Source organism: Actinoplanes xinjiangensis (assembly GCF_003148685.1).
GTDB lineage: Bacteria > Actinomycetota > Actinomycetes > Mycobacteriales > Micromonosporaceae > Actinoplanes > Actinoplanes xinjiangensis.
In genome coordinates this window covers 65,018-77,712 of the sequence record NZ_QGGR01000013.1, presented here as the reverse complement: position 1 = coordinate 77,712, position 12,695 = coordinate 65,018, and the positions used below count along the sequence as shown (strand labels likewise).

At 70.6% G+C, this 12,695-nt stretch carries 8 protein-coding genes; 2 read left to right on the top strand and 6 right to left on the bottom strand.

What is annotated here, in order from left to right; genetic code table 11:
- Window positions 1-27 precede the first annotated feature (27 nt).
- The 6 genes from BC793_RS27195 to BC793_RS27170 all read right to left on the bottom strand — a co-directional run bounded on the left by BC793_RS27195 (window position 28) and on the right by BC793_RS27170 (window position 10,089).
- Window positions 28-1,242, bottom strand: a complete 1,215-nt coding sequence (locus BC793_RS27195) for a glycoside hydrolase family 1 protein (RefSeq protein ID WP_239170354.1) — start codon at window positions 1,240-1,242, stop codon at window positions 28-30.
- 62 nt (window positions 1,243-1,304) lie between these two features.
- Entirely contained in the window at window positions 1,305-4,409 is a 3,105-nt protein-coding gene (locus BC793_RS27190; protein WP_109597158.1) for an alpha-L-rhamnosidase, read from the bottom strand.
- Window positions 4,406-5,671 carry an ABC transporter substrate-binding protein gene (locus BC793_RS27185; protein WP_109597156.1) on the bottom strand — a complete coding sequence of 422 codons (1,266 nt, stop codon included), beginning with the start codon at window positions 5,669-5,671 and terminating at the stop codon, window positions 4,406-4,408. The genes BC793_RS27190 and BC793_RS27185 overlap by 4 nt, the downstream gene beginning before the upstream one ends.
- Window positions 5,658-8,339: an alpha-L-rhamnosidase gene (locus BC793_RS27180; protein WP_109597154.1), complete on the bottom strand. Its 2,682-nt coding sequence runs from the start codon at window positions 8,337-8,339 to the stop codon at window positions 5,658-5,660. The genes BC793_RS27185 and BC793_RS27180 overlap by 14 nt, the downstream gene beginning before the upstream one ends.
- Window positions 8,336-9,157, bottom strand: a complete 822-nt coding sequence (locus tag BC793_RS27175) for a carbohydrate ABC transporter permease (protein WP_109597152.1) — start codon at window positions 9,155-9,157, stop codon at window positions 8,336-8,338. The genes BC793_RS27180 and BC793_RS27175 overlap by 4 nt, the downstream gene beginning before the upstream one ends.
- A complete protein-coding gene (locus tag BC793_RS27170; protein WP_109597150.1) occupies window positions 9,154-10,089 on the bottom strand; it encodes a carbohydrate ABC transporter permease in 936 nt (311 codons plus the stop codon). Before BC793_RS27170 ends, BC793_RS27175 begins: the two co-directional genes overlap by 4 nt.
- Before the next feature lie 269 nt (window positions 10,090-10,358).
- Between BC793_RS27170 and BC793_RS27165 the strand changes: the two genes are divergently transcribed.
- Both BC793_RS27165 and BC793_RS27160 read left to right on the top strand, forming a co-directional pair.
- Window positions 10,359-11,396: a LacI family DNA-binding transcriptional regulator gene (locus BC793_RS27165; RefSeq protein WP_109597148.1), complete on the top strand. Its 1,038-nt coding sequence runs from the start codon at window positions 10,359-10,361 to the stop codon at window positions 11,394-11,396.
- 43 nt (window positions 11,397-11,439) lie between these two features.
- Entirely contained in the window at window positions 11,440-12,468 is a 1,029-nt protein-coding gene (locus tag BC793_RS27160) for a LacI family DNA-binding transcriptional regulator (RefSeq protein WP_109597146.1), read from the top strand.
- Window positions 12,469-12,695 lie beyond the last annotated feature (227 nt).

Genomic DNA, 12,695 nt, shown 5'->3' with positions numbered 1-12,695 from the left:
GCTCCAGTCCGCCCGGCGATCGGAGCGTCACGGTGATGGCGTCCGTTCGCCGGGCTCGTGCAGCGCGTCGAGACGTCCGGTGCGGGCGAGGCGGGCGAAGGCGTGGGCGCTGGGTCTGGGCGTACGGACGAAGTCGTCACCGACGGCGATGAGCCCGAATCGGGGCCGGTAGCCCTCGCTCCACTCGAAGTTGTCGAAGGCGGACCAGTGCAGGTATCCGCGCACGTCGACGCCCTCGGCACGGGCCCGGGCCAGAGCGGCCAGGTGGGTGGCGAGGTAGTCGAGGCGCTCGGTGTCGTCGCCGGTGGCGATGCCGTTCTCGGTGACGTAGAGCGGCAGTCCGGTCCGCGCGGCCCGGTGCAGCATCCGGCGCAGACCGTCGGGGTGTACGGCCCAGCCCATCTGGGTCAGCGGCGTGCCCGGCGGCGGTGGGACGAACAGGGCGGGCGACGCCGGATCGACCCACTGTTTGCGGTAGTACTGCACACCGAGCCAGTCGCCGGTGTCGGGTCCGGTCAGTTCGTCGAGGTGGCGGTCGACGATCTCGTACCGGACGGCCCGGAAGCCGGCCGACTCGGGTCCCGCGTCGGCGGGTACCAGCAGGGGTAGCTGGACGGCGAGCCCCACCCGCGCGTCGCTGGTGGCGCGGACCGCACGGACGGCCGCGAAGTGGGCGTCGACTAGCACCTCGCCGACACGTCGCCATTTCATCGGATTGGTGATGCCGGGTGGGTGACAGCCCTCCAGGTAGCCGTGCAGGGCGACCATCTGCGGTTCGTTGACGGTGCAGACGAACGGCATGAGCTCGCCCAGTTCGGCGGTCACGTGGCGGCAGTAGCGGGCGAAGACGGCGACCGCGTCCGGGGCGAGCCAGCCGCCACGGGAGGCGAACCAGCGCGGCAGCGTGAAGTGGTGCAGGGTGACGAACGCGGTCATGCCGGTGTCGCGCAACGCCGTCAGGACGCGCCGGTAGTGCAGAAGCGCGGCACGGCTGAACTCGCCGGGTGCGGGTTCGATACGCGACCATTCCATCGACAGCCGGTGGGTGTTGTGCCCCAGCGAGGCCAGCAGCGCGAAGTCGTCGGCGTACCGGTGGAAATGATCGATGCCGTCACCGGACGACTCCCGCGCCAGTGACGCGGGGTCGTGTTCGAAGTCCCACCAGTCGTTGTTGGTGTTGCCGCCCTCGACCTGGTGGGCCGAGGTGGCGCTGCCCCAGAGGAAGTCGTCGGGGAAGTCCACGTGGTGCCTCTCGCCGTGGTCGGCCCGGCCTCCGCCGTGAGGTGCGGAGGCCGGGCCGGGGCTCATCGGGTGGTGAAGGTGTAGGTGCCGGACGGCACCTGGTATTCGGCGTAGCCGCCGGCGGTGCGCAGGAATCTCGCACGGCGCGGGGTGCCGGTGACCCGGCCGCCCAACGTCGGCACCTGGACGAGAGCGGTGGTGTTCGGCGGGACGGTGACGGTCAGCCGGAGCCGGTTCCCCTCGCGCTTCCACTCGGAGCGGGCGGTGCCCTGCGGCGTCGTGTAGTGGCCCTTGACGAAGGTCAGGTCACCGACGATCTTGGGCTGGACGACGAGGTCGCGGTAGGCGGTGGTGCCCTCGGCGGCCCGGATCCCGGCGAGGCCGGCGTGGAACCACTCCTCGATCTGGGCGAGGATCATGTGGTTCTTGGAGTCGCCGCGGTTCCAGCGCTCCCCCATGGTCGTCATGCCGCCCGGGTTGGCGACGGTGGACTCCATGAAGTAGCCGTAGCTGGGCTGTTCGTCCTCGTGGATCAGATCCCAGAGCACGTCGTCGCGGCCGCCGGCGGACAGCGCCCGCACGATCGGGGCCATGCCGATGGTGCCGCCGCTGAAATGCGGGCCGTCGCCGTTCGGGTGGAACGCGTAGATCATTTCCACCAGAGCGTCGAGGACAGCCTTCCGCTCGGATTCGGGCACCAGACCGGCGTCGAGCGCAAGCGCCTGCGCCGACTGGGAGACGGCGCCGTTGTCCGCGTAGAGCCGGCGGGCCGGATCCCAGAAAGTGGTGTGGAACGCCGTCCTGATGTCCACGGCCAGGGCGGAGTATCGGGCGCTGTCCGCCTGATGTCCGGTCAGGCGGGCCAGTTCGGCCAGCTCCCTGACCATCAGGTAGTAGCCCCAGGTGCCGGTGATCCGGCCGGAGACCGGCTCGGCCGACACCCAGTCGGCCAGGGCGGCGTCGACGATGTTGCCGACGGCCTTCTGCCGGGCGATGTAGTCGGCGAAGCGCACCATCGGCTCGTAGTAGCGGGCCGCGGTCTCGGTGTCGCCGTAGAGCTGCCGCAGGAAGCCGGGCACCAGGATGATCGCGTCACCCCAGTTGATCTCGTCGCCGAAGCGGCCGGTGTAACCCCAGTCGTAGACCGGTGTCTTGAGGGCGACGTTGCCGGCCATCGGGGTGTCGGCCACCGACTGGCCCTCGACGAGGTGCCGCTGGTGCGTGCGAAGGTAGGCGGACAGGTCGAAGTCCCGGTGGATCGAGCCCATCGGCATCGTGTAATCCGCCGGATACGACAGCTTCTCCCGGCCCGGGCAGTCGGTGAAGACGCTCATGATGTTGCCGGCGAACGAGTACCAGGCCATCTTGTGGATCCGGTTGACCCGCGCGTCGGACGTGGTGACCGCGCCGGCGATCGGCGTCTCGGCCTGCACCCGCAGCCCGGTGACGGTCTCCCTGGTGGGCACGTAGTCCGCGGGCAGGCCGGTGACCTGCACCCACTGCATGCCGAAGTAGTTGAAGTCCGGCCGCCAGCTCTCCCCACCGCGCAGCCCGGCCGTGGTGTACGTGTTGAACAGGTCGACACCGCGGCTACCGCCACCGCCCTTGAGTGATGCCTGGTCGACGGTGCCGTCGGCGGCGAGGGACTCGGCCGGTGCGATGCGGATCGTGGTGCCGGCCGGCACGCCGGCCTTCAGCCTGAGCATGGGGAACCCGACGATGTTCTGGCCGAAGTCGAACACCCACGTGCCCGGTACCGGGTTGGTGATCTCCACCGGTTCGTACCGGTCGGCGATCGTCATCGGCGGTGCGGTGCGGCCGACCAGCCTGGTGGCGAGATTCGGCGGCGGGGCGATCCCTGCGGCGATCCACCCGGTGGGGGTGCCGTCACGCCGCTGCGCGGCTGCCGACAGGTCGGCACCGGGCTGATCCCACCCGGGCTGCTCACGGCGGGCGTCGAAGTCCGATCCCGAATACCACGCGTCGGTCTGCAGGGGGCCGAGCGCGGCGCGCCACTCCCGGTCCGAGACGATCACCGTCTCCTGGCCGTCGGCGTACGTGATCTCCAGGCGCGCGATGAACCGAGGCGTGACGGCCGCTCCGGCGCTGGCATCGCCGGCGGCGATGTTGTTGCCGGAGCCGGTCACCGTCGCTCCGGCCGGGTGCGGCTTCGACAGGCCCGGGGTGAAGGTGGTGCTGTCGGCGCCGATCGCGGCGATGACCCGGGATTCCAGGTTGTCGCCGCCGTCGCCGGTGTCGATGTTGATCGTGCCGCCGACGTGGTAGCCGGTGACGGCGCTCAGCGTGACAGTGGTGGCACCGGCCTCGACGTCGGCGGTCAGCGTGCCGCTGCCCTTGAGCTGGCTCTGCCACCAGGAGTACGGCGAGGTCCGCCCCACCGCCGGGTTGGTGACACTGCGCCGGACGTAGGCGGGACCGTTGCCCAGCCGTACCCCGACGGTGTTGGCGCCCCGGTGGATCCGGCCGGTGATGTCGTAGACGCGGTACTCGCTGGACAGCTGGTAGTTGGCGTAGCCGGGCGCCAGCACCTCGTCGGTCAGCCCGCGGCCGTTGACGGTGGCCAGGTGCATGCCGACGCCGGAGAGGTAGAGCCGCGCCCGGGTGACCTTGCGGCGCGGGTCGGCGGTGAACTGCCGGGCGAAGATCGGCATCGGCTGGGTCTCGGTGCGGCCGGGGTACTCGATCCACCGTGCCGCGCCCCAGTCGGTCTGGTGGAGCAGCCCCACCTCCCAGGTCGACGGGGTGCTCCAGCCGGTGGCGTGCCGGTCGGCGCCCCAGGCGCGGACCTGCCAGCTCAGTCGCTGCCGGGAGGTGAGCGGTTCGCCGCCGTAGCGGACTCCGGACTGGACCGGCGAGCCGACCTTGCCGGAGTCCCAGAGCAACCGGTCACGACCGGCGTCCCAGACCCGGATCTGGTACGCGGTCTGCCGGTCGGCGGCAGCGGATGAGGTCTCGGCGAACCGCCAGCTCAGCACCGGGCTGGGGCTGTCGAGTCCGAGGGGCCGATCGGGGCGGCCGTCGACGCGCAGGCCGACGACGCGCAGGTCAGGGCTATGGCTGGCGCCGGTCGCCTCGGCGGGGCCGCCGGTCAGCAAGGTCGCGGAGGGGACGGCGAGGGACAGTCCGAGTGCCGTACGTCGTTTCACGATCCCGCCTTGTAGTCGGTGTCCATGTCCTTCAGGACCTCGTCAGCGGTCGCCTGGTTGCTGAAGACCTCCTGCAGGCCGCTGAGCATGGTCTGCTGGACCTTCGCGTTCGGCCAGAGCTGGTCCATGAACGGCACGGTGCGGTTGTCCTTGACGAACGTGGTGAGGTCGGTCAGGCCGGGGTCGACGGTGGTGCCGGCGTCCGGCAGGGTCGGCAGGCTGCCCTGCGCCTCGTTGAAGACCTTCATGCCTGCTGGGGACATCACGAAGGTGACGAACTTCAGGGCGAGGTCCTTGTTCTTGGCCTTGGCGTTGATGCCGTACCCGGCGCCGACGGCCGCGGGCATGACGAACTCGGCCGGGTTGTCGGTGGCCGGCAGCGCCTTCATGGTGAACTTGCCGCCGGGGTTCTTCTGCTTGAGCAGTCCGATGATCCAGTTGCCCTGGATGATGCCGAGCGTCTTCCCGGTCGCGGCCAGGGTCTGGCTGGCCTCGTAGCTGGTTCCCAGGGGGTCCTTCTGGAAGCAGCCGGCGCTGTTCATCTCCTGGTACTTGGCCATCGCGGTGGTCCACGGTGAGCCGGCGAAGGTGGCCTGCCCGGCCGCCATCCTCGTGTCGAAGTCCTTGTCGGTGCCGTAGACGGTGGTGGCCGTCAGCGCGTACAGGGCGATCTGGGTGACCCAGTTGTCCTGGATGCCGAGGGCGAACGCCGGGGTGCCCTTACCGGCGGCGTCCTTGCAGAACTCGATCAGGCCGGTCCACGTGCCCGGCGCGGTGAGGCCGGCTTTCGTCATGGCTTCGTCGTTGTAGACGGCGCCGATGCCGTTGAGCCCGAACAGCGCGTTGTAGGTTCTGCCCTCGTACTGGGCGACCTTCTTGAACGCCTCCGGCAGTTGCCCGGCCCACGGCTGGTCGGACAGGTCGAGCAGGTAACCGGGCTTGGCGATCACAAAGGTGGCGCCGGGGTTGCCGTTGCCGGGCCACACGGTCATCACGTCGGGGGCGGTGCCGGACGACAGCTGGGTGCGGATCTGCTGCTGGTACTGGTCGGCGCCGCTGGTGGTGAGGTTGACGGTGACGCCGGGGTTGGCGGCCTTGAACGCGTCGACGACCTTCTCGATCGAGCCCTGGTCGACCGAGGCGATGGTCAGCGTCTGGTTGTCACCACCGCCGCCGGCGGAGTTGGTGCCGCTGGAGCAGGCGGCGAGCAAGGTGGCGGCGGTCATCGCGGCGGCGACGGCCGTCAGTCTACGAGTGCGCATGCGTTCTCCCACTGTGGAGATGAATCAGACGGGGGGTGGTGGAAGCGGTGAAGGTGTAGCGGCCGGACGTCAGCCACAGGGTGAGCCCGGCGGCGGACGGATCGACCCGGACGACCCCGGGTGTCTCGGCGGCGGGCACGTCGTTCTCGCGCACGCTGCCGGGGTCGGGCGTCGCCATCTGCAGTACGGCGGTGCTGCCCGGCGGCACCGTGGCGGTCACGGTGAGCCGGTCGTCTTCGCGGGACCAGCCGCAGGCCACCAGGCCACGGGCGGTCTCCTGTTCGGCGCGGGCCCAGGTGAGCCGGCCGGTGGGGTCGGGGGTGGGACGCAGCAGCAGCTCGGAGTAGGCGACCGAGTCCGGTGTCTGGTCGATGCCGGCGACCCGGCCGTAGAGCCAGTCGCCGACGCTGCCCAGGCTGTAGTGGTTGAACGAGTTCATCGCCGCGGACTGGAAGCCGCCGTGCTCGGTCCAGCCGTCCCAGCGCTCCCAGATCGTGGTCGCGCCGTGCCGGATCGAGTAGCCCCAGGACGGATATTCCTCCTGGTGCAGCAGCGCGTAGGCCAGATCGGCCCGGCCGTGCTCGGACAGCACCGGGCACAACAGCGACACCCCGACGAAGCCGGTGGTCAGCCGGTTGCCGCGCTTCTCGATGTCGGCGGCCAGGTGACCGGCGGCCGCATCGACCATGGTGTCCGGGAGCAGGCCGAAAGCGAGTGCCAGCAGGTACGCGGTCTGGGTGCCGCCCTTGACGCTGCCGTCGTCACCGACGAACGCGTCCTGGAACGCCGTGGTGATCGCGGCGTGCAGAGCCCGGTAGCCGGCGGCGGGGCGACCGAGCACGTCTGCCGCGTCCGCGACGAGCTGCGTGCTGCGCGCGAAGTACGCGGTAGCGAGGACGTCGCGTGGGGTGTCGGCGTCGACCTGCAGCCAGTCGCCGTAGGAGTTGCCGGTGCGGTTCTCCCAGAGCAGGCCGGGGTTGTGCCGGTGGATGTGCTCGACCCACCGGGCCATCGCGTCGAAGCTGTGCTCGAGCGCTCGCCGGTCGCCGTAGGTCCGCCAGAGCAGCCACGGGATGATGACGCCGCCGTCGCCCCAGGCCGGGGCGCCTTCGCGTTCGAAGGCGATGATCGGGGAGACGTCGCGGAACGCGCCCTCGTCGTTCTGGCCGTCGACGACGTCACGCATCCACCGCGCGAAGAACGCGGACACGTCGGCGTTGCGGGTCGCGGTCGGTGCGAACACCTGGGCGTCGGCGAGCCAGCCGAGCCGCTCGTCGCGCTGCGGGCAGTCGGTCGGTACCGCGACGAAGTTGCCGCGCTGGCCCCAGCCGATGTTGGCGTGCAGCTGGTTCACGATCGGGTCGGAGCACTCGAACCGGCCGGTCCACGGTGTGTCGCTGTGCAGGACCCGCGCGGTGACGTCGCCCGGGGCGAGCTCTCCCGAACAGCCGGTGATCTCGGCGTAGCGGAAGCCGTGGAAGGTGAACCGCGGTTCGAAGAGCTCGGTGTCGCCGCCGGCGCTGACGAAGGTGTCGGTGGCGGCGGCCCGGCGCAGGTTCTCGGTGTAGAGCTCGCCATCGGCCCGGACCTCGGCGTGCCGCACGACGATCCGCTGCCCGGTCGCAGCGCCACGGACCCGTAGCCGCAGCCGGCCGACCAGATTCTGCCCGAAGTCGACGACGTATCGGTCCGGGCCGCGGTGGTCCACCGCGACAGCCGGCAGCTCGGCCACCACCCGGATCGGCTCGTCGGGTTCGGCGACCAGCGGCCCGGTGCCGGTATCGAGCACGGCGACCGGCCGATTCCCCGACACGGCCCGGCGGGCGTCGACGTACTGGCCCATCATCAGATCGGCGGACCGGATCGGGCCGTCGCTCTCGGTCCAGTCACCGTCGGTGGCGACGACCTGCCGGGAGCCGTCCGGGAAGTCCACCACCAGCTGGGCGAGGAAGGCGGGCGCGTCGCCGTAGTGGCGGGCCGGGCGGCGCAGGTCGAAGCCGACGTAGCCGCTCCACCAGCCGTCGGCGACGACCGCCGCGAGAGTGTTGTCGCCGGCTCGCACGTGATCGGTGACGTCGTAGGTCTGATACTGGATCCGGTGGTGGTACTCGGTCCAGCCCGGCGCGAGTTCCCGGTCGCCGACGCGCTCACCGTTGAGCTCCGGCTCATAGACGCCGCGGGCGGTGGCGTACAGCCGGGCCCGAACCGGGCGCTGAGCCAGCCGGAACTCGCGCCGCAGGTACAGCGGCGCCTCCGCCGGGCCGGGTGCGAGCAGGTCGTCGTCGGTCGGCGGGTCGACCGGCGGCAGGGCCACCGGGTCGCGGCCGATCCACACCGCCGTCCAGTCCCCGGGGTGCAGCAGGCCGGTCTCGAACCAGGTCTCGGCGGCGCCGGTGGGCGTACCAGTCTCGTCCCAGATCTCGACGCGCCACCGGTAGCGGGTCGCCGATCGCAACGCGGCACCGTCCCAGGAGATCAGGATGGTGTCGGCGGACTCCCGGCGTCCGGTGTCCCAGACCGTCTCGCCGTCGGCGGTGGCGGTGATGCGGTAGGCACTCTGTGCCGCGCCACGCCGGTCGCCGCGGAGCTTCCACGACAACCGGGGCCGCGGTTCGCCGAGCCCGAGGGGTTGGGTGCGCTGTTCGGTCTGCAAGCCGTAGGGGGTCATCCCTTCAGCCCTCCCGCGAATCCGTTGATGATGCTGCGCTGCAGAGCCAGGTACACGGCGAGGACCGGGACGATGCTGATCAGCAGCGCGGCGAAGATGAGGTTCCAGTCGGAGACGAACTGGCCGACGAAGCCGGCGACCGCGACGGGCATGGTCTGCTGGTCGCTGCCGGACAGGTAGAGCAGTGGGGTGAAGAAGTCGTTCCAGACGCTGACGGTGTTGAGCACCAGTGCGGTGACGGTGATCGGTTTGAGCATCGGCAGGACGACGTAACGGAACGCGGTCAGCGGGCCGCAGCCGTCGATGGTGGCGGCCTCCTCGAAGTCGCGGGGCAGCGCGCGGAGGAACCCGACGTAGAGGAACGTGGTGAAGGGCACCTGCAGGCCGGCGTAGAACAGCACCAGTGACCAGACCGAGCCGAGCAGTCCGAGATCGCGGATGGTCTGGTAGAGCGGCAGGGCGGCCAGCTGGAACGGCAGGACCAGTCCGAGCAGGATCAGCAGGAAGGTGCCGCGGGACCAGTGTGCGGTGCTTCTCGCGAGGGGATAGGCCGCCAGCGACGACACGGCGAGCACGATCAGGACGCTGACGGCGGTGACGAGCACGCTGTTGATCAGGGCGCCGCCGAGTCCGCCCTCCTGCCAGGCCTGGGTGAAGTTGTCCAGGGTGGGCGAGAGGGTGGGGCTGATCGGTGACGAGGTGTCCGACGGTGCCCGGATCGCGAGGTTGACCAGCACGTAGACCGGGAAGGCGAAGACGATCGCCACCGCGATCATGAGCATTTCGAGCGCGAGGGTACGCCGGGTGTAGCGGTTCATGACGCCGCCTTCTCGTTGCGGGACAGCACGGCGTACTGGCCGGCGGAGGCGAGCGCGACGATGGCGGTCAGCACGACCGCGAGGGCGATGCTGTAGCCGAACTCGCCGAGGGTGAACGCGTCCTTGTAGATCAGCGTGGAGATGGTGTCGGTGGCGTGCCCGGGTCCGCCGCCGGTGAGGGCGTACACCTGGTCGAAGAGTTTGATCCCCCCGATGATCGACAGCATCAGGTTGATCGTGATGGCCGGCGCGAGCAGCGGCCGGACGATCGACCAGAAGCGGCGGACCGGCCCGCTGCCGTCGATGGCCGCGGCCTCGTAGATCTCCCTGGGCACCGATTGCAGGCCGGCCAGGAAGATCACCATGGAGTAGCCGGCGAACTGCCAGACCACGACCAGCACGATCATCCAGAGGGCCAGGTCGGGGTCGCCGAGCCAGTTCTGCCGCCACGAGTCCAGGCCGACCGCGCCGAGCAGGCTGTTGACCGCGCCGTCCGGGCCGAGCAGGTTACGCCAGAGGTAGGCGGTGACGATCGGGGTGACCACGGCGGGGGCGAACAGCAGGGCCCGCAGGAGGTTCCGGCTCTTGATCATGGTGTTGACGCCGAGCGCCAACAGCAGGCCGAGCCCGTTCTGGATGAGCGTGATGGCCACCGCGATCAGCAGGGTGTGCCCGATGGCCTGGAGCGCGTCGGGGTCGTCGGCCATGGCCCGAAAGTTGTCCAGGCCGATGAAGCTGAGGTTCGGGTCGAGGCCGTCCCAGTCGGTGAAGGCGTAGTAGACGCCGCGAGCGCTCGGGACGAGCACCACGAAGGCGAACAGCACCAGAGCCGGGGCGGTGAACCACCAGGGTGGCGCGACGCGCCCCCGCCGATGGGGACGGACCGTCGCCGGGGCCCGGTGCGGGATGCGTTCCTGCAGATTGGTCGTCACGGGGAAGCCACCTTGCTGAATCGTTTCATAGACAGGTGGACGGCCGCGGCGCCGACGCCGGGTCGAGGCGGCCACCACAGCGCCGGGAGTGATGTGGGTAACGTTTTCCAAATGTTTCGCCGACCTTACGAGCGCGTGCCGAACAGCGTCAAGGGGTTCCACGTCAACAATCTCGGTAACCGCTGGCGATGACCGCTCGACGATCCACGCTTCCGCACCCTCGGGATGATCTCTATGGTGGGTAACGTTTCACTAAACAGGGAGAGCGCATGCCCCAACCCCGGACAGCCGCCCGAAGGGTGACGATCGTGGAGGTGGCCCGGCACGCGGGGGTGTCGACCACCGCGGTGTCCAAGGTGCTGCGCAACGCCTACGGCACCAGCCCGCAGATGCGCAGCCGGGTCCGCGCCGCGGTGGACCGGCTCGGTTACCGGCCCTCGGCCACCGCCCGGGCACTGCGCGGGCGCACCTGGACCGTCGGCGTGATGCTGCCGGACGTACGCAATCCGTTCTTCGCCGACATCCTCGACGGCGTCGCCGAACACCTCGACGACACCGAATACCAGCTGCTGATGACCTGCGGCGGCAACGACGCCACGAGCGAGGCCCGGGTCACCGAGGCGATGATCGACCGCAGCATGGACGGCCTCATCCTCATCGCACCGGTCTCCTCCCCCGCGCACCTCGACGGCATCGCGCGAACCGTGCCGACCGTGGTCATCGGCCGGCACAGCCACTCGGCCCGGTACGACACCGTCAACGACGACGACTTCACCGGCGCCGGACTCGTCGTGGCGCACCTCGCCGGCCTCGGCCATCGCCGCATCGCGCACATCGAGCAGCACGAGACCGACCGGGTACGGCTCGCCGAGATGCCCAACGCGCTACGCGCCGACGGGTACCGCCACGCCATGCGCGCGCACGGCCTCGGCGAGCACATCGACATCGCCTCGACCACCTACACCCGCGACGGCGGCCACCTCGGCGCCCGGCTCCTGCTCGCCCGGCCCGACCCGCCCACCGCCATCTTCGCGGGCGCCGACGTCGTCGCCCTCGGCGTGCTCGACGCCCTCACCGAGGCCGGGCTGTCCGCACCCGGCGACATCTCCGTCGCCGGATACGACGACATCACCCTGGCCGCCTTCCGGACGATCTCCCTGACGACCGTGGACCAGGCCGGCCACCACATCGGCGTCACGGCGGCCGGCCTGCTGCTCGACCGCATCACCGAACCGGGGCGCCCCGCGGCGCACGTCAAGCTGACCCCCACCCCCGTCGTACGGGGCACGACCGGTCCACCACGCTGATCAGTACGCTTTCCTCAACCCCCGGCCACAGAGGAGAACCCAGGTGGACAAGCCCGCGCCCCGTCGCGTCACCATCGTCGACGTCGCGCGCCACGCCCAGGTGTCCACCACCGCCGTCTCCAAGGTGCTGCGCAACGCGTACGGCGCCAGCCCCGCCATGCGTACCAAGGTGCAGCAGGCGATCGCCGACCTCGGCTACCGGCCGTCCGCCGCGGCCCGGGGCCTGCGGGGACAGACGTACACCATCGGCGTGATGCTGCCGGAACTGCGCAACCTGTTCTTCGCCGACATCCTCGACGGCATCACCGCCCAACTCGGCGACAGCGACTACCAGGTGCTGCTCGCCCCCGGCTGCAACGGCGAGAAGGCCGAGGCCCGGGTCATCGACGCGATGATCGACCGCAGCATGGACGGGCTGGTCCTGATCGCCCCGGTGTCGGCCAAGAGCCGCCTCAACGAGGTCGCCCGCAGCGTACCCACCGTGGTCGTCGGCCGGCACGGCTCCTCGCCGGCCTACGACAGCGTCACCGACGACGACATCGCCGGCGCCGCCCTGGTCGTCGAGCATCTCGCCGGCCTCGGCCACCGCCGCATCGCCCACATCGAGCACCACGAGACCGACCGGGTACGGCTCGCCGAGATGCCCAACGCGCAACGCGCCCACGGCTACCGGGAAGCCATGATCGCCCACGGACTCGAGGACCAGATCGACATCGCGTCGACGAGCTACACCCAGGCCGGCGGCTACCTGGGTGCCCGGCAGCTGCTCGATCGCCCGGTGCGGCCCACCGCGATCTTCGCCGGCGCCGACGTCGTCGCGCTCGGCGCGCTCGAAGCGATCGCCGAGGCCGGCCTGTCGGTGCCCGGGGACATCTCGGTGGCCGGCTACGACAACAGCGCCCTCGCCGCGTTCGGGCCGATCTCGCTGACCAGCGTCGACCAGGACGGCCGGCAGATGGGCGTGAACGCCGCCCGCCTGCTGATCGACCGCATCGATCAGCGTGACCGCCGGACCGCTCAGATCAAGCTGTCACCGACGCTGGTCATCCGGCGCACCACCGCGGCCCGATGACCCGCACGCTCGAGGACCGGCGGATCGCCGGGCCGCACGGTGGGATCCCCCTCCGCATCGGCCTCCGCGACCGGTAGGCCGCCGCCGGCCTGGTCCGGGCCCACGGCGACTCGCCGAACGTGGGTACCGACCCATCGTCGTACGGCCGGTGTCCGCCCGAGGTTGCGACTCAGCGGGCCCGGACGGTTGCCGAACGGGAGTAGTGCGGCCGGCGAGTGCGTGACCGC